The organism is Paenibacillus polymyxa (assembly GCF_018614975.1).
In the GTDB taxonomy this organism is placed as follows: Bacteria; Bacillota; Bacilli; order Paenibacillales; family Paenibacillaceae; genus Paenibacillus; species Paenibacillus polymyxa_E.
The window spans coordinates 231,573-258,525 of sequence record NZ_JAGGNR010000012.1; the positions used below are offsets into that span (position 1 = coordinate 231,573).

A 26,953-nucleotide genomic window follows, 5' to 3' on the forward strand; every position below is an offset into this window, starting at 1 on the left:
GAAAGAGTAAATTAAATACTACCAACGAAATGGGGATACAAATGGTAATTGTCGATAAAAATCTCGAAATGCAATTTGAAATGTTTAAAGGCACTCCCATCGCTTTATGTGAGGAGTTATTATATTATGTTCGAGATAGTGGGATATATACTTTGAATACTCGAAACTATGGTATTCAACAACTTAATTTGTCAGTCTTTGAAGGTTTCGATGAGCTTATATTCATGCACCATATAAATCGTTATTTATTTGTTTACTTTCTTGACGGAAAGATTGAAATCAAAGTAGCAGCAGTTAAATCAATTAATTTTATTTATGAGAAGACCATTGAAATTTTAATTTCAGGATGTGTTGATACTATACATGTAGCAGGAACTGTACTTTTAGTATGTGGAACCATTAATGAGCAGTTTAATGATACTAAAGGAATAATTCAGCGTATCATTTTTGAAATAAACGAATTAGGTGAACTTCATACATTAGTAGATAATTATGATGGTAGTCTCATTAATAACGCTATACCTGTCTCGATAGGATCAAGGACTTTAGTATATATTGAAGATAAAACACCGTTTGATCCAAATATTGTTTTAGCCACTATTGAGGGAAACTTTATTAATGAGATTACAAGTCATACATGCGTACACTATAATGATACTCTCTTATATGCAGGGTCAAAAGAAGAAAACTACAAACTATTCCATATTGATATGAGCGGTCAAATTGTTATTTATGATGCCCCTGGTTTTATAAATAAACTTATGATATGGAAAGATTTTATTTTTGCAGTAATCTTAGTAGAAGGTGAGGAGATTATTTTTCGAATTGAAATAAGTAATTCAAACGTAGAGTATTCTCCAATCATTACTGGGAGCGGAAAAAAAGAGATATACCCAATGAATAATGGTGTGATTGTATTACATTTTGACACTTTACTTGGAGTTGGTTTTTACTTTATAGATTCTGCATGTAATTTAACTATACCAAGAACTAAATTAGGGTTATGGGAACCACTAAACCTAAATTCAAGAAAAATTGTTTCATCGCAAGGAGCTGTAGCATTAATTCTATCAGCTACTTCTAAGATTAAAGGAAGTATACTTCACTTTCACGGAGGTCCCGACTCCTATGAAGTAGAAGAATTGAGATTTTTCTCTTCCCTGCGTGAATTGATTGAAGAAGGATACCAACTCATTATACTAAATTATCAGGGCTCAAAAGGAATTGGTAGAGCGCATCAATCCGCTTGGAATAATTGGCATACTGCTCTTCAGCAAGACATCGTTTGGCTACAGAGTGAAGGTTTATTAGAAACTGACTGTATTACAGCGGGCTGGAGCTTTGGAGGAACTCTCGCATTTATCGCAACTCAGTTTATTCCAAAATCTAAAGGTGTCATAGTGGGTGGGATTTTATCAAACTTAATTAAACATCGGATACGAGCCAATGAAGTTGATTCAGTTTATGAAGTTTGGTTTAACCGAAGATTTGGTGAAGGAATCGATCTGAAAAATCAGAATAATCTCTTTTTTGATTTAAATAATCACCTAAAAAGACCTATTAAAGTTATATCTTTTCATGGGGAAGAAGATCAGCATTGTTCATATAAAGATTTCGAACAATTTAAAACGAATGCTATTGTGGCTGGATTCGCATGGACTCATTTTGATCTTGCTGGAAAGAGTCATTATGCTGAAACTTTGGAAGATGCTACTCTAATTAAACAAGAGACTTTAAATTTTGTACGTGGTTTATGACATACTTTTCTCGCTCATAGTGTTGCCCAGCTTATAACCATAGGAGGGCAGGATTAAATGAAAAAAACGAATATCGGAATTATCGCCCACGTTGATGCAGGGAAGACCAGCTTAACTGAACGACTACTATTTGAGAGTGGAGTATTAGAAAAGGTTGGTAAAGTAGATGAAGGTAGCACTTTGACAGATTCTCTGGAGCTAGAGAAACGCAGAGGAATAACTATTAAGGCTTCAGCGGTTTCTTTTGAATGGAATGAACACAAGTTTAATTTAATTGATACTCCAGGACATACCGATTTTATAGCGGAAGTAGAGAGATCCCTCGGGGTGCTTGATGGAGTTATATTAGTAATATCTGCAGTAGAAGGAATGCAGGCACAAACTAAAATTTTACTAGCAGCTGTTGAAAAAATGAGACTTCCAACATTAATTTTCATAAACAAAATAGATCGTTTAGGTGCAAACACTAATGTAGTGGTACAGCAGTTAAAAAAAAGATCGAATCGACCAGTATTAGAACTAAGTCAAGTAAAACAATCTAGGAATTCTAGTGTTCAGGTAGAGCCGCTAGATTATAATCGTGAGCGTTGTTCTGAAATCCTGGGTGCTTTAGACGAGGTTTTTCTACATGATTTTGTAGAAGATGTTTTTGTTAGTGATGACCAAATTCGATCTGAAATACTCAACCTATGCGGTGAGGGTCATTGTCTGCCTGTAGTACATGGGTCGGCTATTACAGGTGCGGGAATATCACATTTACTAGATATTCTTACGTTATATTTTCCCTATTCAGAAGGGAACCCTGATGCTAAAGTTTCAGGAACAGTTTTTAAAATATTACGGGAGACTTCTGGGGAAAAGATTGCGTGTGTTCGACTATACGAAGGAAAAATACGAAAAAAAACTCTCATTTCATTACAACGTTCATTGTCTGATGGTAAAGTAGAACAGAGATATGGAAAATTACAAAAAATAGAGATTTATCGAAATGGAGATACCGTTGAGGTAAGCGAGGCTGGACCAGGAGAACTTGTGAAATGTTGGGGACTAGAAGAAATTCAAATAGGAGATATAGTTGGTATAAAAACATCTTATATTTCTCGTTGTAACCTTGCTGAACCGTATCTAGAAGCTGGTGTTGAGGCGAATAATCCCCAAGAAAGACATAAGCTTTTTGAAAAATTATGGCTAATGGCAGAAGAAGATCCTCTTATTCAACTAAAACAAAATGAGAGTGGTATTTGCTTGAAACTCTTTGGTGAAGTCCAAAAACAAGTAATCCAAACCACTCTTTTAGAACAGTATGGTTTAGAAGTGGCATTTACTGAAAGTAGAATGATCTGTGTAGAACGTCCTAACGGTATAGGTAGTGCTATAGAATATGCTGGATCTTCGGGCAACCCCTTTTGTGCAACAGTCGGTCTCAAAATAGAGCTTAATGGAAATATACCTGGTATTCAATATGAACTGGATGTTGAACCTGGAGTGCTTCCAACTACTTTTCACAGAGCAATTGAAGAGACAGTCTATAAAGTGCTCGAACAGGGGCTGTTCGGTTGGCAAGTAGATTCTGCTAAAGTAACCCTTATAAAAACAGGTTATTCTAGTTCTGACACCACAGCAGGAGACTTCAGAAAACTTGTCCCACTTGTTTTAATGCAGGCATATAAACAAGCAGGGGCCACTGTACTCGAACAAATTAGTAAATTTCATTGTGAGGCTCTAAATTCATCTCTTGGCATTCTAATGGGAAGACTTCGTTATTACAGGGCTGTTATATTAGAATGCAGCCCATTATTAAAAGATAGTACAGAAGTAGAAGAAGATTCAGAATGGTTAATTATTGGGAGGATGCCCACAGTATTTGTACAGACTATTCAGAAAGAACTGTACAAGTTAAGTAATGGAGAGGGTGTTCTATACGCTTCGGCAGATGGGTTCGAACCAGTAAAAACAAAGCCCTTTCCTGAGCGTCCTCGGACTGATTTTAACCCATTAAACAGGCACGAGTATTTGCTCCGTCAATCGGGAGCATACTAAGTAGTGGATTCCTTAAATCATCGTTTTTATGTAGCTATATTGCAGGCAAGTGAAAAGCGAACAATGTAGAGACTATATAGCTATCAAATATGGTGAATCAATGGAACAATATTCCGGTTGTAATCAAATTTGAGTACCGAAAAAATTAAAAAACTCAATGGTGTGCATATTAGAATTATCAGATAAATGAATTTACGAGAGTTAATTATCGTTCTACCTTGTTGGCCAGCCTACCAAGAACATGATATTGCTAGGCTGGAAATGACTCATTCTCTTGAAAAATAGTTGAATCTCACCGATGAGTAACGCATGTAGCTGGGAGTTGTGTCAAAGCAATATTCAGTTATACCCAAGCGATCTAATTTGCTGGCGAAAGTAATGTGTATGCCAAGTACATTTCCATAAGAAAACTTTCCCTCGGATTATGAAACAAGTCGAACTGAAAAAACATAATTCACTCAATTAATCCTTAATGCATTCATTAATGACGCATACGTCGAAGCCAAGAAGTGCCCTTGCTTCATCAATCTTATCAAGTTGCAAACAAAGGTGAAGCAGACTGATTCCTTCAAAGTCGCACAAATTTGGATTCAGACCGTTGTTTAACATCAATAAAAGTGTTTGTACATCTCCAAGAGCCACGCATTCAAAGATGAATGGTGGCTCTTGGAGAATTTCGTTTTTATAGATACTAATGAGCATAGCGCATTTTAGAGTATCATTGTTTTGGCAGGCTTCAAGAAAACTTTGTTGTATTGACAACTGAATCAGTCCTTTTATTCTCATTAAAAATCGGACGATACTTCACTGTCAATTATTTAACTGTGCTACTAGGATGCGATACTCGTCAAAATTTGGATCCTCACATTAGTGCGAGCCCCAAAAGTTATTACTTAAACATAATTTGTATTGTGTCGTACGCTGTAGCATGTGGATATATTGCGACCTTGTACTTATCATATGTTGTGGTAAAAGTCTCACGCTCATTCACTGCGTCATCAATCTTCTTAAGAAAGTTTTCTGAAACAGGTATACCAACTGATTTGAGCATTTCTATTGCCAGCTTCCAAGTCTCAGGATTGCCAGCTTCAAAAAGCATAACTCTGTTATACCCCTGTGAAGTTTCTGCTATACTGAAGGAGGTGTGTCCTCCTCCCTCTGTTTTCATTACACTAACAGTTGTAGTTGAGTATCGGACTATATAGTCTTTGTATGTACTGTTGCTATTGACCACATTTTTCATAGCATCGTACACTGTTTTAACACCAGTTGGTACATTTGTAGCTGGTGGTGTTACAGGCTTGTCAGTTGGGAAACGTGGACGATCTTCCAGTTTAGTCAAACCGTTATCTATTGCACGTTTGATGAAAGCTACAGCTTCGGCACGAGTGAGTTTGTCATTACCCTTATATCCTTCTACTGTACTCCCAGTCTTACCACCTGCCAAGTTTTCATTGAGCAAGTACTGGATAGCTTCTTTTCCGATGTAGTTAATACCATTGGCACCGGCGATAATGTTGGCTACATCAGCACGAGTAACTGCTTGGTCACGTGTAGCTCTACCAATTGCAGTTTTAGCAGCGCCATTTACTGGCCAATTTTTTGCAACTGCGATTTGGTACACTGGGTCAGCCCAATGTGTTTGACCAGAAACAGGTTTTACCTCTTCGTAAGCCGAGATGAACATCATCAAGAATTCAGCCTCAGATACTTGTTTGCTCGGTTTGAACGTACCATCTGGGTAACCTTTGATTACACCATTGTTGATGGCCCATTGAATTGTACTGTACGCCCAGTGAGTGGATTTGACGTCCCCGAATTGTTCAGTTGGATTTGCGGCTGATACTACAGTCGCTAACTGTACTGAAAGCAGTATTGATCCCATCAAAGCTATTAACCTCTTATATTTCATCCTTACACCTCCCTGATCGTTTCTCCCATTAAAATATGCTGGAAATATTTTTGTCAATGTTAACAAATTAAAGTTTTTTGGCATGAAAGACTGATGTAATGTTGCAAAATATTGTTGTTAGATGATGTTTACCTATGAAGCAATAATTGCTGATACAAATTTTAAATGCAGATGCTTTAGGATAGGTGTAAGATTACAGTTCAATTTGCTAATTTCATAGAAGTGCGCACGAACTACATAATTTTTTTGATTATTTACGAGATAACACAGGATTCACAATATTAATCATAGCATATCCTTCATTAACGACTCCGAATTCCAGGCTAAGATCTAGAACACCAGAAATATTAACACTCGCACTCTGGGTTGGCACACCTTTGCTAACTATACTAGTCCAAAGAACCTTCCCATCCCCTATAATAGTTAATTTTCCTGATCCTTCTTTAACACTATCGTCAACCCCGTACATAAAGGATAAATCTGAATATTGTCCATTTAGGGTGTAGCTTTGAGTAAGGGACTCATGATGATCACCAAAACCGTTAATGATAAAACCTCTTTTTGGAAGCTGTAAACCTTTATCATATTCCTGCCCGTCGATTTTCATCTTACCATTAATCACCATATCTTCAGCTATCTTAATTGGAGGCTTGTTAGAAAGGTAATCTCCTTCTGCTACCGAGTCCCCAAACAAAACAGATTTTGTTTTACCATCCCAGGCAACAGACTTCCCTATCATATCTCCAATGAGCTTAATAGGCACATATGTTGTTCCACTGTAGATGAGGGAGGAGGGAACAGGCGAGCCGTTATTGTTAAATTTACCACCAGAAGGAGTTTTATCGACTTTGTCCACAATAAATCTAACCGGATCAAAGCTGACTTCAATCTTGTTCGTTGCTCCCCAAGCTATTCCACTGAAAAATAAAGTACCCACTAAAAAGCCTGCCGCTCCAAATTTCCATTTACCCATTTTTCCCATTGATTGTTACCTCCATAATTAGAATTAGTTTGAATAGGATAAACTTATGAAATAACTTTAAAATATAAACTATAAATGTTATTATATATAATTATAACAACTATAGTGTATTAATTTGATTTACCGCCTCAGTTACGCTTAGTTTGAGGTGGTTTGTGTGGAAAATTTAGTAATAAAACTCGGCGATCGTATTCGAAATATTAGAAAGCAACAAGGGATGAGTCAGGAACTCCTAGGAGAGCGTTCTGGACTACATACCAATTACATTGGACAAGTTGAGCGTGGCGAGAAAAATGTAACAGTAGAAAGTCTGGAGAGAATAGCTAATGGACTGAACATTACACTTGAACAATTGTTCCGTCACCTTGATCCAGTTCCTCCGACAGATGACCTTCAAAGACTTCTTCTTTTGCTTGAAGATAGACCCCCACAAGACAAACAACTTGCACTTCAATTGCTTCAATCCGTGTTTCGCTGGGGGGACCAAAAATTCTGATCTCCCATAGTAAAGGAGTATGACGATGTACCAATCTGTAGTGGATAGTCCTTTTTTCAAAGATATAATTAAAAAAGAGGAGCGAACTTGGATAGAGTCCAAGTTTCTTCTCAGAAAATATCCTAAGAACCAAGTACTTTACTTTCAAAATGATCCAGGTCACACGATGTACGTTATCCAAACGGGTATTCTGAAAATATTTCGTCAAGAAGATCACCAAGAGATTGTGCTCGGGCATCAGTTTCCTGGGGAAGTTATTGGTGAACTTGAGTTATTTCATCACGATAATCTCAGAACAGCTTCTGTCGCCGCGTTTGATGAAGTCAGTGTGTGGGAAATCAGACGTGAACAAATGGATGAAATTGTCCGGATCTATCCGGATCTCATGCGTAAAGTAATATACATACTTAGTGAACGTTTAATTCAGGCGGATCGTAAAATCGAATATCTTGCTTTCTTGGATGTGCGAGTGCGTGCAGCAAACCTATTGCTCGATTTGGTATCCAACTTTGGTAAAAAAACATCAAATGGATTGCTTATCAATTGGCGAATTACGCAACAACACTTTGGTAGTATGATCGGTGTAGGTAGAGAAACTGCTTCCAAAGCTCTTAATGATTTTAAGGCTGAGAAATTAATTCACATGGACCATCGCAAAGTTTACGTTATTGATCTTGAAGGTTTACAGGATGTTGCTAATGCAAATCAAGATCCAGTTGAAAAACGTATTTGGCATTCGACCCATAAGTATCATATCCCAACGATTTAGATGATTCTGCACTCTTGCTTACAGATTTTATGTAATTCTTATTACAAACGAATGTTCCTATAGATCGTGTCGCCTAGTACATTCATTTACTTGTCCAGCAAAATTTCTTCATGTTTCAATAGGGACAAATTTTGTAGGGGAGAGAAGTCATATAGCTAGATTTCAATTAGGTGATATTGTAGTTAATGACAGGGTCTTGGAGCAGATTAGCGAAACCGATCAATTGATTGCATTGAATCGCCATGCTCAAGGAGACTGGGGAATGGTATCAGAGGATGAGTTTCTAGCTAATGAGAATGGTTTGTTAGAAGGATCATATTTAATGTCCGTGTACTTGAGTGAACGTGGTGTTGTGTTTTGTGTGATCACGGATGCTGGACGAACAAAGACGACACTTTCTCTGCCGGAAGAAGTTAGGCGGATCTGAATATGAAAAAAAGTGTTGTTGGTATTGAGTTATACTCATGTTCAGAGATTCTGATACAACATCGGGAATACATTGCAGTAAATGGCTTTGTATTTGAAGCGGGGAGGAAGCCTGCAGATTTTGTATTGTTACTTGATCTATTTTGTGGGAGTCTGATTTATATCAAATTGGAGGATCACGAACTTTTACCAGTGATTAGAGAGAATCTATCAAGAGTTAGGGTGGCAGCTAAAATGTGATCTCGGGCGGGGCGTATTGCCCCACCTAAGTCACATGAAGTTGTCCATTCTCGGCCAACACGAGTGTGACTAGTTCTGGTTGAAACAAACTAAACCAGGGTCAACGCCATGCCCACTTGCTAAAATCAATTCTTCAAGCATACTCTTCAGATCATCAAGGTCCCCTGTTTTAACAGTTCGGTCAACATCGACGTCTCTAATTTTTACAGTGGCAGTACCACTAGCTATGTCGCACTCTACTGTCACTGTTGTAGCTTCGTTAGCAATTCGAAATATGGTAGGTACATCGGAACCGTAGAATACCTCTACTCCAGAGGGTGAAACGGCATGACCGCTATCTGGCAACGGAGCCTGCTGAACTAAATCAATGATTTCCTTTATTTGATCAGATATATTCATTCAAATCTCTCCTTAGCTTGTTATCTGTTGAGGCCACATGCAGATACAAAAATGTGCACGTAACTTTCTTTATAAATCGAATCATGGTCATTAAAATGTAGTCAATGTAATCCCTGACCTGTTCCATAGCATAACAATATCTCTTTCATTGTTTGGTGGATACGAAGGTATGCCATAGATAGCCTTTCTACATTAAGTTAAATTTTTGCACATCTCCCCTTTATGTAGAGAGATGTGCAAGGAACAGTTGAGCTATTAATATCGAGGGTTATCAATGATGATCACGCTTTGTATTTTGGAACGTCGACTGTACTCTTCTTCAGCCATGGTTCTTAACGCATTTTCAATGGTCTTGTTCATATAGGATAATGCGGTTGCTTCTCCATCGTTTTCCCACTTCTCGCGAACCTTGTCACCTACAGGTGTGGAAATAAATATTCTGCTGATCTCTTCTGGGGTGAAGCCTTCTTTTAGAAGCTGGCAGGTGGCATGGAAATCTCTCCCAGATCGAGTTTTATCTCGCATACTACTGCTTGCATAGGTGTTCAGATATTCATCAATAGATTTTGTATTCAACTTTTCAAGGAGTCGTTTATCCTTTTTAATACGTTCACGAAGCTCTGATTCAGGAAATGGCACTAAATTGTATAATGTTGGCAATTTAACTTTCTGCATGTGTAGGGAAGATTGTATAGTTTCTATTGCAGGCAGGTACTCAAATTGATCCAACGAGTATCGAATATTGTTCCAACGAACGAAGCAAGTACGTTTAAGCCTTTTTGGATCTTTACGGTTAACAGATCCTGGCATTCGCATGATACGGGAGGCGTCATGACAGTGATCAGCGATGCCTATATGTTTCTCCATCCGGGCACATATGGTTGATACTTGTTTGGAATCGTAAGGCTGGTCCAAGAGGAAATAAACGTGGAAACCATTTCCGCTGTCTACGATGATAGATGGAGAGAAGGGCATCTTTTCATCCAACAATTGTAGAATGAATTCTTTTGCTTCCTTTGGAGTAGCAGCCTCTACAGACTTGATATCAATATCAATCCATATAGTGCTCGACAGATCAACTCCAGAATTAGTAGCTTTCATTTCGTAGTTATCTTCATCATGCTTGTGGACTTCTTTTCTAGGGTTAACTCCATAGTACACACAATCGCCCTCATTTTTAGCCAAACCAAAATTTGCTGCCCGCAGTAAATTTTTGTCATTAAGTTCATAGTATTGTGTTCGAAACTTTCCGTTCATCTGTTTAAAATTGATTTCAAGATACGAAGCCTTATTATCAGTTCTGCTGAAAAATGGCTCATATAGGGTTTTCCAAAAAAGAGCCAGTAGTTGAGAGCGAGGGCCGTCCTTTTCATAGGGCATTTTGCTGATTTTGGCGAATTGCTCCATTTTATTGTCGCTATGGGGAGCTAGAATCAATTGTTGCAACTGCTCAGGCGTGTATGAAGTATTTTGATTAGTGTTCATGGATGGTTGGCTCCTTTAAATGTAGTGAGTATTTGAATAGAGAGTCACTCGACTCTCTATTTGCAAGTGAGCATTAATTATAACTCTTGGATTCGAGCTGGCCTTCATAGAGCATTGAAAGCGTTGCTAAACATATAAATAAATGTTGTAGGTCAGCTATGGCATGCATCAACTTGTGATTCAGTGCCTGGTCATTTAGGATTTCGTCAACCTCAGCTTCTTCCAGAAATGATTTGACAAAAATTTCATCTTTCTGAGCCGACATAGTAGCATGAACTAACTCAAGCAAAAAATTATCTTCCAAGTCATGCATGAAACTAATGAAAATGAACTCCCTCTCAGCTCTAATCTTGCATGTTATGTTGCCAATCCGAGAATTGGCCTCCTTGTATTCTCCATTTTTTTTTGATAAACAAATACGGGATTTTTCCAAGGTATTGATTGTTTTCTCATAAGCTTTTTTCAATTGAGTAATTGTTACATTGGGTACTGAAAACATATTTCTCATCTCCTTTATAAGTTGGCCTGTATTGCGGTGATCTTAAAATTAACCTCCTTGTATTTTGAGACCAAGGAACCGCAAGAGTCGTGTCCTCGATCACAAGAGTAAGAATAATTGACAAGTATGCTTTGTGTCGCTAATATTAACAGAAGAAAATTCTTCCGTTAATATTGTTGCTTAAAATTTGTTGGCATTTGTAATTAACCTGTGACAATAAGAAAGGGGTAGGTCGTTGTGAACACTGGACATATTGAAGTTAGTCAATGGATTGAGTCCATAAAAAATCTTAATTACAGGGGGGTTCTTAATGACAGGAGCATTAGGGAAGATATCGAAACTAAACTGAATTTGACTAAGGCCGAGGGAGTAATACAAAGTAAAAACGCCCTTAAAACATATGACAGTATTATGGAGACCTATATTTACAAGGAAATCAAAAATAAAACTGACTATCGAAATCGAAACAAAAAATTCTTGAATTGTTTGAATAAGTCAAAAAATATTGATGATTTTACGATGAATGAAATTTTTGGGCCGGAATTGAGTGACCTTCAAAATAGAAATAAACAACAAATATCTCATGCAAAATCTTATATTCAAAATGCGGAGAGTACTCCTGAAAATCATAAATATATTGAAAAAGAAAGTGTAATTGAACTTGTGAAAAAATATGGTATTTCCGATAAAGAATCAACAATTAAAAGGTGGATGCAACCGGATGAAAAAAGAATAAAAGCTATTAAAACTAGAGTAGGCAGACAGCAATATTTATCTGTAAAACAAGAAGATATGATTGAATATCTTGGAAATCAGAGTGAAGTTCATCAGAAATTATTCAAACTAGCAGAGACGGACTCTCCTACAATCAAGACTGATGAATTGAGATATATACTGGGAAAAGAATTATTCGAATGAAACGTTACATGTTCCTTGTTAGTAAATTCGCTTCTGTAAAGCTCATTTTTCTCCATGTGTGTATATTTTAAATGATATGCGAGTAATAGAAAACGTACTCAACTAATATATAGATTGAATTAAGTGTGGTTTTATACATGGGAGGACGGGAGAAATGTGGGGGACATGACGGGAGCATCCTACCCTAATGAACTAGAATCCGATAAAAACAAAGCAAAAATAAAATAATAAATATATCATCCTCCCAATCTCCCACACTCTGTACAATGTTCAACCACCTTTTCTAGTGTTAGCATGTTTTTGTTTCTGTTGTGCATTTCTTTTGGGGGAATGGGAGGATGGATAAGCTGTGCCCCGTTTCTCACGAGCTTTAACAAATCTCCCCAATCCTCCCCCGCTTTTTGAGCCTCCCAATCTGGCCTTGTTCTTCGGGGGAGGGGATCTAAGAATATAGTGCGGACATGGTAGAAACAGATTGTTAAACATTAAAAGATAGTGGAACGACTACTGTGATCATTGGTGAGTTCTTGTAGCGAGTAGCTTATCATCAGCTTATGAAGCAAGGAAGGCTACTACCTTAGTAGTTGTAGTATTTGCTTAACTAGAATGGAATAAGGGCTCCTCCGCATCAAGCGAGAAGGAGCCCTGTGTTGTTAAGCACATTGAATTTGTCGAGCTTGTTTTTGATGCACTAGTTGTTTTGATCAATAAGGTTTTGTGCATCTTCTAGATGTATGAAGGTACAATAAGGTTGGGTTTTTGTATTATCGGCATGAGTCAATGAGCATTTGTGGCTGTTAACTTTGGAAAGCCGTCCGCCGCCTTTATTACTTGTGGCTGTGCGGATAATGCCATACGTTGCCCAAGAAGAAATTACATTTTTAGATACGTAACCCCATGTAGTGAGAAGGTTATTTAATTCATTAGTTACAATCATAAGACAAGGGATTATCTTGTCGTTCACTTTGTATTCAGAAAATTTTCCATATTGAGAGTGGTTCGGGTTGCTTTCTGTAAAGTGCTTTTTTTGATTAGTAGTGGCGTAGGCCATAACATCCTCTAGAGCTTCGATATTCTTATTTCGCCCTGTACAAATTTCTTTCAAATAATCATTAGTATACTCACAAATTCGGTTAATTTCTTCGTGATTAAGGGAGGACAATTGATATTTCTCGGAAAGGCACTCCAGAACGACATGCATACTTGCTAGATACTTTGCATAGGAATTATATCTTTCATGGTCAAACATGATATGTTCGCTGTCAGCTCTGTATAATGCAATGTACTTCTCAAATCGTTTCTCAATAGCCGCTTTGTTTTCCAGTGTATAATCAACGAAAAGATCAAGTGTGAGTCCGTAAGTCGAATTAAGCAATTTTCCTAGTCGATCTTGCCATTCTTTTAGCTTCTCTGGTTGATCCACAAGTGTTTCCAGTACACGGTCAATGGATAGGGGGAGAACACGCCGAGTAAGCCCATCCATATGAACCATAGATAAAATGGATGTTTCACCAGTGGATATAATAATGGAAGTTGTATTCTTATCTTCTCTGGCAGTTCCGTCTTTATTCGCCTTTACTCCATATGCGGAGTTAAAAGCAGTATAGATCGCTTTTTGCAAAGTTTCTTTAGTTTGTGTTTGAGAGTCATCGAAAAATGCAGGGTGACTACTATGCGGACGGATGCTTGCTAGAATTCCCGCATCTGTGGCGCCAACCCATGTCTGCATCAAAGGAGATTTTTCCTCAGATTTTCCAATCGGATTCATCGCAGTGTACTGTAAAAGGTTTTTCCCCTTGCCCTTAGCGCCATAAATATCAAGTATCAGATAGCTTGAAGAGGCGAAACCACCACTCATTAGTACATTGATATACGAACTAACGTAAACTGCAACGGACAGAGGGTGGTCTTTAAGTTGTTCTAGTATCTGTTCCAGATTCTGCTTAGCATCATTTCCTTTGGTTACGTATCCGTGTTTAATCATTGTTTGGGCTTTATCATCAGCAATACGAACATAACAATCCTTTCTACGTGGGCTAATGAACTGGGTCTTGTCTTCATTCCAGCCAATAAAACTATACTGATCGTAGCTTGGAATGAGGCGATGATTTAGCTCCTTATACGCAGAAATGTATTTCATGAGTTTTTCAAATTCACCTTTTTGGAAAGGGAGTCCGTTTGAAATACATGTTTCCTCAAACTCTTTGGTCACACGATACAAATCTGTGTCGGCTACCTGCAGAAGGACCCACTTTTCAAGATTATCGTCATAATAACTGATAATGGTTTGTGGGGCGAGTTTGACATTGACAACTTCAAAGTGAGAGCCTGAATACGGAGTACTCCCAAAGAAATTATGAATGTGTAGACCAATCTGTTTTGCTTTATTCAAATTGAACTCAGGAATGAGACATGCCTTGTTTCCTGGGAAGGTTTGATGATGAAAGTACATGAAATCATTAACCGCAGCGGGTACAATTTGTGGAGAATGAATCAGATCAATAATAATCTCTTCTTCTGTTTTATCTGGAAAAACTTCCGTCATTGCTTTAAGAATGGCGCTGCGCTCAATCTGATGCGATGGAATTCCGGCACCTCTCGTGTATGTTGCAGATACATTGAGAGTGGTGATAGCTTCTTGGAGATGATGTTGATAATTTTCATTACCACGGACGTTGTTGTTATAAATTTGTAAATGCTTCACTGATATACCTCCTGTAATTGGGAGGCGTCCATCTCTACACTCCAATAATTGACAGAAATCATATTGGCGTATTTTAATAAAAATATGAAATGGTTCGCCTATTTTGATGTGTGGTCTGGACATTGATTGAAAATGTCCAGACCCTTTTTATGTTTTTTAAAGCTGACATCAAAAGAAGACAAAACACAAAAAACCATGCCGAATGAAGTAATCGCAAACAAACTTTCATCTATCATTGAAAGTTTAATAAAAGCGATCAACATTCTTCAACATGGTTTACATTAAAAAGATAAATTACATTCTAAGCAGAAAATATACATACACAGATAACTTTTTAGCTGTTCAAGCATTATGATTGATGGCGTTTAGAAAGTCAAGAACTTTTACGAGAATTTCTTCTCATCCATTCCTTAACTTCTATCAGATCAAAACGCGGGTGACCTCTTGGTGAGAGCGAATAGAAGGGAAGCCCGTGTTCTTTGCGAAGCTTTTCAATATTTCTTCGAGTGGTCTGCAAAATTTTACTGAGTTGATCTATTGTCAAAAGCTGACCATTCTCCATTACAGTAACTGTTGGATGGTGTGTATGCTGGTTCAAGGTGTGTCCCCCTTTCTAAATCTATTTTATCATGTAAAAATATGTCATAACAATTATTCTATTCGCATCTTTTCGTATGATGAACAGTTTAACTTTGCAGATCAAAATATTGCTGATTACGTTTAAGAGAATGGTTTTTCTGGAAAAGTTAAACGGTGTTTAACCGCGTTGAACCAGGTTTAACGAGCAGAATAGTGCAGTCTTTCGGGAGATACAGGAACTTCCTTGGCGATGATTTGTTCTCCATGTTTTACTTTTGGGGACAACTATGTAAGGAGGCATGATCATGCGAGGTTGTATCAGTAAAAGGAAAAATGGTACATATGCTTACACCATTGAGATGGGGAAGCATCCTGAAACAGGCAGACGTCGGCAAAAAATGAAATCGGGGTTTGCTTCACGGAAAGAGGCAGAAGCAGCACTGGCTCAGGCTTTAGCTGAAGTAGGAAGAGGTAGCTATATTACTGAAACGAAAGAGACTGTGCAAGATTATTTTATCAAATATCTTGATCTGAAGCGGCCTCAGCTACGTCCGGGCACAGTTAAAACGTACAAATGGTTGATTAACTATCATATCATTCCAAAGCTTGGTCAGATTCCTCTGGCTAAGCTTGTTCCACATCATTTGGTAAGTATGTACGAGAAGCTACGGATTGAAGCCGGTCTGTCGCCCCAGTCGATTAATCATGTGCATAAGGTGCTACATGACGGTTTGGCTACAGCAGTCCGGCATGAAGTGCTAACACGGAATGTGGCCGCACTAGTAAAGCCTCCGAAGATTCCAAAAACTAAAACGACTGTTTGGACAAGTGAACAGCTTACGCAATTTTTGCATTACACCGAGCCTTATCGATATCATATGATTATTTTGCTTGCTGCCACTTGCGGATTACGTCGTGGAGAAGCTATTGCATTGAGATGGGAAGATGTTGATTTGAAAGCCAGAACACTCACCGTAAAGCAATCCTACACCAGGGGAGAAAAGGGGCATATATTTCAGGAACCAAAGACTGCGGCCGGAATTCGAACCATGGCTATACCTGATGTAACTATGACTGCCTTGAAAAAGCAAAAAGTAATGCAAGCAGAGGACAAGCTGGCATCTGGTCCTAAATACAATGATCACGGGCTCATTTCTCAGACCAAACATGGTTTGCCAATCAGTCCTTATTATTTTGAAGCACGTTGGCTGGATTTGCTCAGAAGATCGGGGCTCCCCAAAATTCGGTTCCATGATTTACGTCACACCCATGCTTCATTGTTATTGAAGCAAAATGTACATCCGAAGATTGTATCGGAGCGAATGGGGCATTCGTCGGTGGGAATTACTTTGGATCGTTACTCGCATACGTATGGTGTAGATTATGGAGCAGCGGAGAGGTTAGACGACCTGTTAGCATATGAAATGAAATCGTTGTGATGCAAAAGGCCTGTTCGAACGAATGTTTGTGATCAATCCTACACAATAGATGTTGTGACGGGTACTGTTTGGTGAGGGAATATACCTCATAATGGTCTATGTATGACGAGCAAACGGGGGTGAAGAGGTGAGCAAGCAAAATTATGGTGCTGGAAAACTCTTGTTGGCGCTGGCTACAGTGATTACATTATCGAGTGCATCCTATGCAACAGTGCCAGTTTCAGCAGAAGTGGCCCAGGCAAGCACCAACTTTACGGATATCAAAGGCCATTGGGCTGAAACTTCTATTAGAAAAGCGGCTGAGCTTGGACTGGTGGAAGGATACACTGATGGCACATATAAGCCAGGTGCCAATGTTACACGGGCTGAGTTTGCGGCAATGCTTAGCAGGGCAACAAAATACAAGGCAAACAAGGTGAGCCAAGCATTTAGTGACGTACCACCTACAAATTGGGCGGCAGAAGCAGTGAACAAAGTGACTGCGCTTGGATTTGTGAACCGTGTAGATTATCCAAACGGATTTGTAGGCAACAAAGCTATGACGCGGATCGAACTTGCAAAATGGATGGCTAACGGACTGGCGGCGGCAGATTCTGAGTACAACAAAGCTCAAGGAGATGCAAAAGGTGATAAAGCCCTGATCCCAGTGCAAGAGTTTTTCAAAGGTACACTGAAAAAGTCTGACTACCCATTCGTTACGATTGCAATGGGCACGGGGATTATGACGGGGGATGCGGCAGGGAAGTTCAACGTAGACGCTCCGACTACACGGGCTGAGGTAGCTACGATTTTGCTTCGTTATATGGAAGCAGAAGGCAAGAAAGCCACTGACTTTTACGGACTGAACGAACTGCGTGAAGTAGCTAAAACCGGCACTAACTTCAATACATTTGGAAAGATGAAGATGGCGGCACCAGATGCGTCTCAATACAAGAACGTGAATGAAGCATTTGGAAAGTCACTGAAACTAAGAAGTGATGTAGCTACAGTCACAATGTCGAAGATGATCTTTGTAGACCCGTATCCGGCCGATGGTAAAAAGAGCGTGTATGCTCCGATGTTCCATTCAGATGCTGATCCTATATCCAAAACATTGTACCAGGAACGTTACCGAATTTTCACTGAGTACTCTTTCACATCAAAAGTAGACAACCTGAGCAGACTTGGCACTTTGGCTGATACAGGATTATCCATTCAAATAGGGCTGCCCATTTTTAATGCAAACATCGATAAGTATGGTGCCAACTATTACACAAGAGATGAAAGATCCCCAAAATCCTATAACAAGGGGCAGGGTGAAAAGGATATGTGGGCGGCGACATACTCGACTAAGAGCGCAGATGATGGTCTCGCCCAAATGTACACAGAAGATGGTAAGATGATCAACATCCGTGTAAATAAATAAGATAGAGAGGCCCCTACAGCGATGTGGGGGCCTTTTGTTATATACAGGGGCGTGTATTTGTTGTGCGGGTTCATCTCTTATTCTGGAATGTAATTGTCAAAAATTATCTCTTCATGTTTTAATGGGATTAAGGTTGGAGCAAAAGAAAAAAGAACTGCTGTTAACAGTTCTTAGAGTGTAAATCACTTTTTCTTATTGTAAAAGCCATTCCAGCCCCAATTATTCCCGTTTTTATCGGAGTAAGACTCCAATTCGTCGGCCCGGTTGTGCGCGCCGATACGACGCAATGCGTCAATCATATCTTTTTTGCTCATTTGGCTGATCCTCCTTGGAGTGGTAGTAGTGTGATTCTTGTAAATTGGACTCTACCACACGCTTGAGGAATAGTCAAGTGAAAAAAAACAGAGAGGCCCCTACAGAGATGTAGAGGCCTATTGCTATATACATATGTATTCTCTGATGTTACCTGTGATGCTGTGAAAGTAGAGAAGGACCACGTGGTTGGACGTGGTCTCTTAGAACAACAGCATGGATTTATGGTTTATATTTTTTAGCCATTGCAGAGTTTCTAAGCTGTCTGATTCTAGGTTCACTTAGGTTAAGTTGTCTAGCGACTTGAGCCATAGTGCAACCTTGAAGTACAACTCTGTTCCATACTTGTTGCTCTCTGTGTGTTAAAGTCATTATAATTCCTCCATAAGAAGATTATTTACACTCCTTAACACAAATGCATCATAACAGATAACAACCATTTAGAATCCATATAGAATACAGTTTGAAGTTTTTTATTGGATTGAATTAGCTACAGATAAGTCCAATAGATAATTGTTGATGTCTGCATCATTATCTAACTTACTTATCAAATACAAGAGACTTTCCTCAAGAAGAAGAATCTGTATTGATTCCTGAGGATCATATTTTTTGTCAAATCTAGTACAAACCACACTATCAAGCTTTAAATTAATCTTTGCAAGTCTATCTTTACATGAAGACACAGTCTGATATTTAAAATCAATTACATTATAATAATAACCGTTATCATAGCCCCAATACCAGTTGTGAGAATTGTGCTGAAGCACTCGATTGAAAAAGAATCTTAAAATATCGTTGCTAATCGCATTGTCCGCACTAATCACAACTTGATCAATTGATTTTTTTAACATTGAATATAAAGTTACAGCGACACAATTGTAAGAGTACTCAATTGGTGACCCTCGACGAAGGGAATAACCCTTTGCAACTGATTCGAAGTCCACAAATTTTTTGTACTTCTGTGGTTCTATCGTGACACGTCCTACAGTAGAATCAAGTAATTTTTTAGTGTACATTGCGTTGAAAATTTCTATTTCACTATTGCGTAGTTGTTCTGCCACTTCTTTTTGGGCAACTTGGTAAGAGCTAATTGTCTTAATGCAATTTCCAAAAATGCGTACACAAGCAGGTACATAAAATTTGTAATAATTAGATTCCTTAGCTTTAGGTAAATCCAAAGAATTGATGAAAGGCACATTGTTTATGCGACATTCGTTCATGACATCTTGTACAGGTTTAATTAACTCTAAGTGTTCCTCACACACGTTCGCATAAAGACGACGGATCGAACAGTCTGGAGTTTTATTGAATTTTTCTAATTTGTCTAAATACTCGTCCATATCATTACTAGATTTTACATCCACTTCATCTTCATTGATATGGTGTTTTCCAATAAACAGTACTGGAACATGCTTGTAATCTTGACAAACTTTAATAAGTCCATCACGAATGGAGGGAGTAGGTGTTTCACTTTTTCCAACAATCATAATCGCATCTGCTCCAGCGAAAGGAATAATCCGCTCTATATCATCATCGTCTCCAAGTCCTCTGGTATCAACAATTTTTAGAATATCAATACCATTCTCGGCCATTTCCTTATGCAAATTTGGGTTCACTGGAACTTCTATAGTTATGTGATTGAAAAAGGTACTAGATTGGTTTATTATTCCAAATACTTGACTGATGTCCATACTACACAAATATTCCTTTGCGAATTCATTGATTGACTCTTCGTAATCATCGTTGGAACGGTCTAGTTTCTCGGTATTTCCAGTAGACTTTAGGTATGCTTCAAAGCCAGCATCACTTACAAATTCAAAACTAGAATCTTTAGGAAAGTTCATGTTACAAGAAACAGAATTAACTACAATATCAGAATATTCGCTAAACAGATATTCAATTGTAACTTTTGTGGTTCCAGCATGTCCTTCACTAGAAGAAGCGTACTTCAACTTATGGGGATCAGCTGCTAAATGGCGAATTATAGTACTTTTACCACACCCAGATTCTCCTATGAAAACCACTTTAACCTCTTGCAAGTCGTTCACCTTTTCGTCCCCCAGTTATTATGTACTCTCTGAATACAATACCAAATAATTCAAACTACACACAGAGTATATCACATCAATTTACTTGGTAGGTAGAAAAAAGAAAAACTCACGTGTTTCTCCTTGTAAAATCATATTTGTTTTTATCATTAATATTATGCGTTTTAAGTTGGTTTTTAGTTGACTCTTATGAAGTTGTTGACTGAAGACCTACTACTGGTTCACAGTTCCTATCCCATTCTACGCGTCCCGCGTCTGGGGCGCGTATTCATCATTCTGCGCAGAAAATGCTTTCTGCGTCTTCTGGTTGATTCTCTGTTGACTTGATATAACGCTTTCCACTCTGCATGAACTCGACCCCATCAAATTCCAAATACAAAGAACCCGTGCTCTGCGCGGGTTCTTGAACGTTATTCAGTGTCTGTAGCCACCGGATTTTCCTCATAACTAATCCAGTCGCTCCAGCTTCCGGAGTACAACTTCACATTCGAGAATCCCGCTTCTTCCAGTGCAATCACGTTCGGGCAAGCTGATACGCCTGATCCGCAGTACACGATAATTGCACCATCCTTGTCCAGCTTACTGAAACGCTCTTCTAACACCCCGGTATCTGTCCAACGTCCATCCCAATCCAACACATCTTTCCAAAAATAATTCACCGCGCCCGGAATATGTCCGGCCTTGGCATCAATGGGTTCCTCCAGACCCGCATAGCGGCGAGCATCACGGGAGTCAATTAGCACGGCACTGCCACTTGCCGAAGCCTGCTGAACATCCTGGGCACTTGCCAGCATGGCTGGCTGTACGTTCACCTCAAAGGAAGACGGGATCTGAACTGGCACATCCACGGTCACCGGGAACTTGGCATTTTGCCAAGCAGAGAAACCTTCGTCCATGATATACACCTGTTCATGACCGATGTAGCGCAGCAGCCACCAAAGACGAGATGCATACATCCCGCCTTGATCGTCATAAGCAACAATCCGACTGTTGGAGCCGATGCCAGCTTTGGAGAGACGACTTGCGAGAACAGCCGGATCAGGAAGAGGGTGACGTCCTCCGTGGGCAGACACAGGGGAAGACAGATCTTTTTCCAAATCGAGATAGACAGCGCCTGGAATATGTCCAGCTTCATAGGCTTGTCTTCCAGCCTCCGGCTGACCGAGCAAGAATCGGCAATCTGCAATGACGACATCCGGTTCATACATTCTGGCGAGCAGCCAGCGCATGGATACAATATTTTTCATCAAAATACACCGCCTTATGAGAGTGGTAGAGTCGTAAATAACTATGCATTACGAAAAAATACGTTATACCGTAGTAGGTTCTATAGGCCCTTTACCAGCGATAGGAGCATCGGCGGGAATAGGTTGAGGTTTGGTTTTGCCATATCGAATGAAGATCCACACCCCGAATATAATGACGACCCCGGCAGACATCTGTAATGCACTGAGGGATTCGCCGAGCAGCATCCAGGCCAGCATTGAAGAGAATACGGGTTCTCCAAGTACGCCCATGGATACCGTTGTGGCATTCATATATTGCAGCAGCCAGTTGAAAAGATAATGTCCAAAGATCGTTGGCACAATGGCCAGCAACAGGAAGATTCCCCACTCTGACGCAGCGTAACCTCCGAACGGATGGCCCATAATCAGATTATACACCGCCAGCGTGCAAGCAGCCACGAAGAACACCCAGAAGTTATACGAAAATGCACTAAGCCCCGCTCGCAAAAATTGACCCAGCAGCATATGGACAGCGACTGCAATCGTGCCAAGCAAAGACAGGATATCACCTTGCAGGGCAGTGCCTGCCAACTGGAAATCTCCTGCGCCAATGACGATTGATCCAAAGAGGGCAATGCCCATGCCGATGATCATCATGCGGTTAATTTTGGCTTTGAACAGCCATACCGAACCGGCAAGAATCAGTATAGGCTCCAGCGCGAGAATAACTGTGGAGCTGGCAACACTGGTGAGCCGCAGCGAACCCATCCAGAGCAGGAAATGAAGGGCCAGCATCACACCGGATGCAAGCAGCAAGCCCCACTGCCTCATGCTTAGACGCATCATCTCATGTCTGTATTTCCAGACAAAAGGCAGCATCAGCAGATTGGTCAGAAATAGACGGTACATGGCAATGACCGCAACATCTGCGGTAGACCAGCGTACAAAGATCGAAGAAAAAGAAATGGCGATAATGCCGACAAAGAATAACAGATAGATAGATCTGCCGGCACGGTTCAAGCTTGTCATGGGTGTAGCTCCTTCTTGAAGTCTGATGGCGTAAATCACTTCATTATACAGGAGAAGATAACCGCAGGAAAGATAAAGAGAACAAAGAGATAAGTAGATTGTAACCTGGCTTGTAACTATTCTGTCATTCTCCCGATCCATTTTTCTATTAATCTTCTATATAGAGACATGAAACGAGATAATATACCAATAATCGGGAAAAAATGAAAGTAAGGAAGTGGCATGACAGTGAGAGTTCAACAAGAGAGAGCGGGAGAACGTGGCAGTATTCCGCCTAGCACAAGTCGCACGAAAACACATAAACGAAGAAAAATCCGGTATGGAAGGATTAGCATAGCTCTAATGCTACTGGTATTGTTCGTTACCGGTATTACATATGTATTCCTTGGCATGACGCATTGGATCAAAAGCGTTGTAGCGCCGCCTCCGATGACTGTAATCGAGCAGCCCGCCAAGCTTGGCATGATACAGGTTACTCCTGATGCGAAGGAGGAGCCGGCACGGTTCCAGGGTCAGGTTCGCAAATTGGCATACATAACGTTTGATGATGGACCAACTGAATATACGGAACAACTGCTGGATATATTGAAGCAGCATGAGGCAAAGGCTACCTTTTTCATGATCGGACGTCAGTTGAATCAGCATTCAGCTGCAGTGAAACGGCTGTTGAAGGAAGGCAGTTACCCTGGTCTTCACAGCATGACACACAACTATAAAAAGCTGTATAAGAGTGGCAGTTCTGCGAACTTTGTGAAAGAGTTCAAGAAAGAGCAGAAGATGGTGCAAGACCTGATTGGTTTTACGCCTCATCTTATTCGTGCACCTTATGGCAGCAGTCCACAGATCGGTGAAAAGTTCAGAGGTGACATTGCGGCAGCCGGGTTCAAAATGTGGGACTGGACGACAGATTCACTCGATTGGAATCTTCCCGGTCAGCCGGACAAGATTGTGGCCCGGGTGAGCAAAAGTGTACATCGGGATAAGGAAGTGATTCTGATGCATGAGCGCGAGCAGACGGTTCAGGCTTTGCCACGTATTCTGAAGTTACTCGAAGATCGGGGTTACGAATTCGAAGTATACGATCCGGATGCACACTGGGTAGCCAATTTTAGCGGAGATACCCGCTTGTAATATAACAACAAGATGATGCAAGAGAGGAAGGACTTGGGTGCTAACGAGTAAAAAAGTGGCGCTTGCGGCAGTTAGTGTATTGCTAATTCTGCTGGCGAGTGGTTGTGGAGATCCGCAGGAGCCTGCGGCAAATCAGGTAAACCAATTGGTGCTCAGCGGCCAGGAGATCGATCAGAGTTTGAAGACGCTGGCCAATCATGAGCAGGAAGATATGAAGTTATACAAGTCTATTTTAGACAAAGGCAAGAACAAAAACAGTGATCTCGAAGCACTGCTGGATCAGGCAGCAGGTCATATTCATGAACGAAGAACGTTGTTGAAACAGGCGGAAGAGGCGATGAAACAGACCCACGAGAAGACGGTGGCCCTGCGCAGCTCCCTTCAGGAACTATCGTTTGAAAAAAAAGAAACGTTAGCACAGGCTGAAAAGGTGCTGGATCAATATGAAGCAAGAGCACGTGCATTGGAAAATTTTGTTGCCTCGTATCAGCTGAGTCTGAGTGCTGATGAGCAGTTGTATGATCTGATGAGAGAAAGTACAGAACCTAATCTGGTTAAGATTAAGCGAGCCATTCGGGTACGGAATAGCGAATATGCGAAGCTTGCTGAATTCCGAAAGCAATTTAACCTTCAGACCAAAGCATTTAACGGAGCCAATGCCAAACTGGTACAGATGGATCAAGCCAGTTAGGTAAAGGACTACAATAATCGTTCAGACATTTAGCATGATTGAGCTGCCTTTCTCCCGTGTAAGTACTAGTATACAGCTATGCCAATGGATGAGAAGTAACATGGACAGCATCATTGCGTATAAGCTAACGGAGGTGTTCATATGCGAAAAGGAAATACAATGAAAGTCAGTGCCTCACTCCTGGTTTTACTTATGGGATTCTCGCTTGTGGCCTGTGGGAACAGTACTCCTGCTGCACAGCCACCAGTGAACAATACGGAAGAACAGTCACCAGCACCGGAGCAACAACCGAATGAAAGTGCTGCAATGGAAGCAGAAGGTATTCTGACTGGATGGGCTGATCCGCATACCGTTGAGATTCGAGTGAATGAGAAGCCAATGTCATTCCAGGTGAGCGAAGATCTGCAGAAGTCTCTGGATGATCTTGATGACGAAGATTCCGTTCGTTTCAAATATGTAGAGAAAACGATTGATGCAACAACGAAACAATTGGTACTTACAGAGATTGCAAAGATTGAATCGAGTGATGACAATAACGGTTCCAATGCAGGCGGTACAGTAACGTCCGATCGTCCGAAGACATCAGAGCTGGAAGTGACGGTAGAAGGCATGAGCGAGAAACGCCCAGTGACACTGGCACAAGCGAAAGGTTATTCACTTTATGTGTTTGAACCGATGGCTTTTGATGCGAAAGACCATGAATTAACAATGAAGATTGATCCGGATTATGAGGTGGAGATTGAGAAGTTGCCGACGAATTACAATCTGGATGCGCTGAAGATGGATGCCAAGGAAGAGTTGTCCGAGACCGGAGAAGTGAAGCAGTTAACGGATGAACAACTCAGCAAGGGCCCGATGAAGGATGCAAGATTGTACATGATGTCCCAGAACGATAAGAAGACAGAGTATTTTATTGTGAAAGAACTGGACGGCAATGGTTTCATTTTTCACATCCAAGCACCTATTGGTGAACCTTCGGAAGGTTTCCTGCCCATGGCATACGCATCCCTCAATTCCATTATGAATGAGTAGAAAATGGATGAGCCACAAGGCTGAGCCAAACGATGTAGTGAAATTAAAAAGATTCCCTAAACAGCGTGTTTCCTTGAGAGAGGAGATACGCTGTTTTATTAACATTACTACAATATAGATAGAATGTACTGTGCCATGCAGAGACAAAGAGCCGGAAGGAATGATGCCCATGCATAGGTTCCTCCCGGCTTCTTCACCGTGTTTTTATTCAGTTTGCGGGATCGAACGAATAGCCTTGATAGGTATAATTAGGTTAGTATAGTCGATTCCTTACGCCCTTTGAGTTCCTGATAGCTGGCGATTACATTCTGATGAACGGGATGTTCGTCGGAAATTCCCATGCGTTCACGGATGAAGGCAGAGACGCCATCTTCGCGAATCATGTGTTGTAGCTTGATCGCTTCCTCGTCGCGTTTGTCATTGAACAGCATTGCGGCTGCCATAGCAGAAGTTAAATGAGGAATTTCGATTCCGAATTCACTGGCCTGCATCGCTGGGCGAACAAGCCGATCATGAGGCGAAAGCTTGCGAAGGGGAGAACGTCCAACCCGGGTGACCTGATCCGTCAGGTTGGGATTGGCGAAACGTTCCAGTATGGTGTCGATATATTTGTTATGTTTCTGTGCGTTGAATCCATGCTTCTGGATGAGCATCTGACCCGTCTCTTCCATAACATGGCGTACCTTTGCCCGAAGGGTGGAGTTGCTCATCACCTGGCGGATCGTCTTGAATCCTTCGAGATAGCCGAAGTATGCGGCGACACAGTGGCCTGTATTGACCGTAAACATTTTACGCTCGATATAAGGTTCAAGGGAATCCACATAGTGAACGCCATCTATTTTCTTAAATCCATCCAGAAGTGCTGGACGATGAACGACCCATTCGTAAAAAGGTTCAACAGTGACCTGCAGCGGGTCTTTGTGGTTTTGAGCCGGAACAATCCGGTCCACAGCTGCATTGGGGAAAGAAACATAACGTTCGGCTTTTTTACGAGTTTGTTCATCCAGAAAGGGATAGATGCGTTTCTTCAGCCTGGTGCTGCCACCGATGGCATTCTCGCACGCAATAATATGCAGTGGAGCCTGATTATTGTTTTTCATGCGAAGTTGAATGCCTTTGGCGATCGGTTCGGCGATATCTCCCAGTGCAGATACACCCACCGCGGTTGTGATCACATCGGCTGAAGCGATCTCTTCAGCAACCAGATTCTGCTCACTCACATTGATAGCAGTAACGTTGTTGACAATCGTTGTATCCTGATCCCTATTTGCCAAGGTAATCGGATATTCCTGTCTCTCTTGAAGCATGGAGATTTTCTTCGGGTTACGTGCGACAAAGCAGACTTCGTAGTCGGAAGCGGACAACATATGACCGATAAAACCGCGGCCTATATTGCCCGCACCAAAATGTACAGCTTTCATGTGTGAACTCCCC

Annotated in this window: 25 protein-coding genes; 12 read left to right on the top strand and 13 right to left on the bottom strand. The window is 40.5% G+C overall.

Features of this window, described 5'->3' with window-relative positions; genetic code table 11:
- The first annotated feature begins 41 nt into the window (after positions 1–41).
- Both J7E78_RS11925 and J7E78_RS11930 read left to right on the top strand, forming a co-directional pair.
- Positions 42–1,757: an alpha/beta hydrolase family protein gene (locus J7E78_RS11925; protein WP_215076399.1), complete on the top strand. Its 1,716-nt coding sequence runs from the start codon at positions 42–44 to the stop codon at positions 1,755–1,757.
- Positions 1,758–1,814: 57 nt separating this feature from the next.
- Entirely contained in the window at positions 1,815–3,797 is a 1,983-nt protein-coding gene (locus J7E78_RS11930) for a GTP-binding protein (protein WP_215076400.1), read from the top strand.
- Between the two features lie 889 nt (positions 3,798–4,686).
- Here J7E78_RS11930 and J7E78_RS11935 read toward each other — a convergent pair.
- Both J7E78_RS11935 and J7E78_RS11940 read right to left on the bottom strand, forming a co-directional pair.
- A complete protein-coding gene (locus J7E78_RS11935) occupies positions 4,687–5,709 on the bottom strand; it encodes an S-layer homology domain-containing protein (protein WP_215076401.1) in 1,023 nt (340 codons plus the stop codon).
- 250 nt (positions 5,710–5,959) lie between these two features.
- The gene (locus J7E78_RS11940; protein ID WP_215076402.1) at positions 5,960–6,691 is read right to left on the bottom strand and encodes an NPCBM/NEW2 domain-containing protein; all 732 of its coding nucleotides are present in this window, start codon (positions 6,689–6,691) and stop codon (positions 5,960–5,962) included.
- Between the two features lie 157 nt (positions 6,692–6,848).
- Between J7E78_RS11940 and J7E78_RS11945 the strand changes: the two genes are divergently transcribed.
- The 4 genes from J7E78_RS11945 (at position 6,849) to J7E78_RS11960 (ending at position 8,622) form a co-directional block, all read left to right on the top strand.
- Positions 6,849–7,187, top strand: coding sequence for a helix-turn-helix domain-containing protein (locus J7E78_RS11945; protein WP_184182064.1), 339 nt, complete (start codon positions 6,849–6,851; stop codon positions 7,185–7,187).
- Between the two features lie 25 nt (positions 7,188–7,212).
- Positions 7,213–7,956, top strand: coding sequence for a Crp/Fnr family transcriptional regulator (locus J7E78_RS11950; RefSeq protein ID WP_215076403.1), 744 nt, complete (start codon positions 7,213–7,215; stop codon positions 7,954–7,956).
- 262 nt (positions 7,957–8,218) lie between these two features.
- Complete coding sequence (locus J7E78_RS11955) at positions 8,219–8,383, top strand: hypothetical protein (RefSeq protein ID WP_215076404.1); 165 nt, start codon at positions 8,219–8,221, stop codon at positions 8,381–8,383.
- A gap of 2 nt (positions 8,384–8,385) precedes the next feature.
- The gene (locus J7E78_RS11960; RefSeq protein WP_215076405.1) at positions 8,386–8,622 is read left to right on the top strand and encodes a hypothetical protein; all 237 of its coding nucleotides are present in this window, start codon (positions 8,386–8,388) and stop codon (positions 8,620–8,622) included.
- Positions 8,623–8,691: 69 nt separating this feature from the next.
- Here the strand turns inward: J7E78_RS11960 and J7E78_RS11965 are convergent, their stop codons facing one another.
- The 3 genes from J7E78_RS11965 to J7E78_RS11975 form a co-directional block, all read right to left on the bottom strand.
- Positions 8,692–9,021: a hypothetical protein gene (locus tag J7E78_RS11965; RefSeq protein ID WP_215076406.1), complete on the bottom strand. Its 330-nt coding sequence runs from the start codon at positions 9,019–9,021 to the stop codon at positions 8,692–8,694.
- A 255-nt stretch (positions 9,022–9,276) separates the two neighbouring features.
- Positions 9,277–10,506, bottom strand: a complete 1,230-nt coding sequence (locus J7E78_RS11970) for a hypothetical protein (RefSeq protein WP_215076407.1) — start codon at positions 10,504–10,506, stop codon at positions 9,277–9,279.
- A 73-nt stretch (positions 10,507–10,579) separates the two neighbouring features.
- The gene (locus tag J7E78_RS11975; RefSeq protein WP_215076408.1) at positions 10,580–11,005 is read right to left on the bottom strand and encodes a hypothetical protein; all 426 of its coding nucleotides are present in this window, start codon (positions 11,003–11,005) and stop codon (positions 10,580–10,582) included.
- A 237-nt stretch (positions 11,006–11,242) separates the two neighbouring features.
- On the opposite strand from J7E78_RS11975, the gene J7E78_RS11980 reads away from it, so the two are divergent.
- Positions 11,243–11,923: a hypothetical protein gene (locus tag J7E78_RS11980; RefSeq protein WP_110896458.1), complete on the top strand. Its 681-nt coding sequence runs from the start codon at positions 11,243–11,245 to the stop codon at positions 11,921–11,923.
- A gap of 691 nt (positions 11,924–12,614) precedes the next feature.
- Here J7E78_RS11980 and J7E78_RS11985 read toward each other — a convergent pair.
- Positions 12,615–14,627 carry a DUF927 domain-containing protein gene (locus J7E78_RS11985; protein ID WP_215076409.1) on the bottom strand — a complete coding sequence of 671 codons (2,013 nt, stop codon included), beginning with the start codon at positions 14,625–14,627 and terminating at the stop codon, positions 12,615–12,617.
- A gap of 373 nt (positions 14,628–15,000) precedes the next feature.
- A complete protein-coding gene (locus J7E78_RS11990) occupies positions 15,001–15,225 on the bottom strand; it encodes a helix-turn-helix domain-containing protein (RefSeq protein WP_215076410.1) in 225 nt (74 codons plus the stop codon).
- Between the two features lie 286 nt (positions 15,226–15,511).
- On the opposite strand from J7E78_RS11990, the gene J7E78_RS11995 reads away from it, so the two are divergent.
- Together J7E78_RS11995 and J7E78_RS12000 are read left to right on the top strand one after the other, a co-directional pair.
- Positions 15,512–16,645 (top strand): tyrosine-type recombinase/integrase, encoded by a 1,134-nt coding sequence (locus J7E78_RS11995; protein ID WP_215076411.1) that lies wholly within the window; start codon positions 15,512–15,514, stop codon positions 16,643–16,645.
- A gap of 127 nt (positions 16,646–16,772) precedes the next feature.
- Complete coding sequence (locus J7E78_RS12000) at positions 16,773–18,050, top strand: S-layer homology domain-containing protein (RefSeq protein ID WP_215076412.1); 1,278 nt, start codon at positions 16,773–16,775, stop codon at positions 18,048–18,050.
- Positions 18,051–18,232: 182 nt separating this feature from the next.
- On the opposite strand, the gene J7E78_RS29680 is transcribed toward J7E78_RS12000, so the two are convergent.
- The 5 genes from J7E78_RS29680 to J7E78_RS12020 all read right to left on the bottom strand — a co-directional run bounded on the left by J7E78_RS29680 (position 18,233) and on the right by J7E78_RS12020 (position 22,665).
- Entirely contained in the window at positions 18,233–18,364 is a 132-nt protein-coding gene (locus J7E78_RS29680) for a hypothetical protein (RefSeq protein WP_255319700.1), read from the bottom strand.
- A gap of 220 nt (positions 18,365–18,584) precedes the next feature.
- Positions 18,585–18,734, bottom strand: a complete 150-nt coding sequence (locus tag J7E78_RS30015; protein WP_215076413.1) for a sigma factor-like helix-turn-helix DNA-binding protein — start codon at positions 18,732–18,734, stop codon at positions 18,585–18,587.
- Between the two features lie 101 nt (positions 18,735–18,835).
- Positions 18,836–20,410, bottom strand: a complete 1,575-nt coding sequence (locus J7E78_RS12010) for an ATP-binding protein (RefSeq protein WP_215076414.1) — start codon at positions 20,408–20,410, stop codon at positions 18,836–18,838.
- 410 nt (positions 20,411–20,820) lie between these two features.
- Complete coding sequence (locus J7E78_RS12015) at positions 20,821–21,657, bottom strand: sulfurtransferase (protein ID WP_215076415.1); 837 nt, start codon at positions 21,655–21,657, stop codon at positions 20,821–20,823.
- A gap of 63 nt (positions 21,658–21,720) precedes the next feature.
- Positions 21,721–22,665 carry a DMT family transporter gene (locus J7E78_RS12020; RefSeq protein WP_215076416.1) on the bottom strand — a complete coding sequence of 315 codons (945 nt, stop codon included), beginning with the start codon at positions 22,663–22,665 and terminating at the stop codon, positions 21,721–21,723.
- A gap of 228 nt (positions 22,666–22,893) precedes the next feature.
- On the opposite strand from J7E78_RS12020, the gene J7E78_RS12025 reads away from it, so the two are divergent.
- The 3 genes from J7E78_RS12025 (at position 22,894) to J7E78_RS12035 (ending at position 25,519) form a co-directional block, all read left to right on the top strand.
- Entirely contained in the window at positions 22,894–23,796 is a 903-nt protein-coding gene (locus J7E78_RS12025; RefSeq protein ID WP_311517070.1) for a polysaccharide deacetylase family protein, read from the top strand.
- 37 nt (positions 23,797–23,833) lie between these two features.
- Positions 23,834–24,487 carry a YkyA family protein gene (locus J7E78_RS12030; protein ID WP_215076417.1) on the top strand — a complete coding sequence of 218 codons (654 nt, stop codon included), beginning with the start codon at positions 23,834–23,836 and terminating at the stop codon, positions 24,485–24,487.
- A 141-nt stretch (positions 24,488–24,628) separates the two neighbouring features.
- The gene (locus tag J7E78_RS12035; RefSeq protein WP_215076418.1) at positions 24,629–25,519 is read left to right on the top strand and encodes a hypothetical protein; all 891 of its coding nucleotides are present in this window, start codon (positions 24,629–24,631) and stop codon (positions 25,517–25,519) included.
- Between the two features lie 248 nt (positions 25,520–25,767).
- Here the strand turns inward: J7E78_RS12035 and J7E78_RS12040 are convergent, their stop codons facing one another.
- Positions 25,768–26,940, bottom strand: coding sequence for a mannitol-1-phosphate 5-dehydrogenase (locus J7E78_RS12040; protein WP_215076419.1), 1,173 nt, complete (start codon positions 26,938–26,940; stop codon positions 25,768–25,770).
- Positions 26,941–26,953: the final 13 nt, after the last annotated feature.

Bases quoted from the DNA above. Each gene is read 5' to 3' on its own strand.
- J7E78_RS11925 (WP_215076399.1), top strand. From the start codon at position 42: ATGGTAATTGTCGATAAAAATCTCGAAATGCAATTTGAAATGTTTAAA.
- J7E78_RS11930 (WP_215076400.1), top strand. From the start codon at position 1,815: ATGAAAAAAACGAATATCGGAATTATCGCCCACGTTGATGCAGGGAAG.
- J7E78_RS11935 (WP_215076401.1), bottom strand. From the start codon at position 5,709: ATGAAATATAAGAGGTTAATAGCTTTGATGGGATCAATACTGCTTTCA.
- J7E78_RS11940 (WP_215076402.1), bottom strand. From the start codon at position 6,691: ATGGGAAAAATGGGTAAATGGAAATTTGGAGCGGCAGGCTTTTTAGTG.
- J7E78_RS11950 (WP_215076403.1), top strand. From the start codon at position 7,213: ATGTACCAATCTGTAGTGGATAGTCCTTTTTTCAAAGATATAATTAAA.
- J7E78_RS11955 (WP_215076404.1), top strand. From the start codon at position 8,219: ATGGTATCAGAGGATGAGTTTCTAGCTAATGAGAATGGTTTGTTAGAA.
- J7E78_RS11960 (WP_215076405.1), top strand. From the start codon at position 8,386: ATGAAAAAAAGTGTTGTTGGTATTGAGTTATACTCATGTTCAGAGATT.
- J7E78_RS11965 (WP_215076406.1), bottom strand. From the start codon at position 9,021: ATGAATATATCTGATCAAATAAAGGAAATCATTGATTTAGTTCAGCAG.
- J7E78_RS11970 (WP_215076407.1), bottom strand. From the start codon at position 10,506: ATGAACACTAATCAAAATACTTCATACACGCCTGAGCAGTTGCAACAA.
- J7E78_RS11975 (WP_215076408.1), bottom strand. From the start codon at position 11,005: ATGTTTTCAGTACCCAATGTAACAATTACTCAATTGAAAAAAGCTTAT.
- J7E78_RS11995 (WP_215076411.1), top strand. From the start codon at position 15,512: ATGCGAGGTTGTATCAGTAAAAGGAAAAATGGTACATATGCTTACACC.
- J7E78_RS29680 (WP_255319700.1), bottom strand. From the start codon at position 18,364: ATGAGCAAAAAAGATATGATTGACGCATTGCGTCGTATCGGCGCGCAC.
- J7E78_RS30015 (WP_215076413.1), bottom strand. From the start codon at position 18,734: ATGACTTTAACACACAGAGAGCAACAAGTATGGAACAGAGTTGTACTT.
- J7E78_RS12015 (WP_215076415.1), bottom strand. From the start codon at position 21,657: ATGAAAAATATTGTATCCATGCGCTGGCTGCTCGCCAGAATGTATGAA.
- J7E78_RS12020 (WP_215076416.1), bottom strand. From the start codon at position 22,665: ATGACAAGCTTGAACCGTGCCGGCAGATCTATCTATCTGTTATTCTTT.
- J7E78_RS12035 (WP_215076418.1), top strand. From the start codon at position 24,629: ATGCGAAAAGGAAATACAATGAAAGTCAGTGCCTCACTCCTGGTTTTA.
- J7E78_RS12040 (WP_215076419.1), bottom strand. From the start codon at position 26,940: ATGAAAGCTGTACATTTTGGTGCGGGCAATATAGGCCGCGGTTTTATC.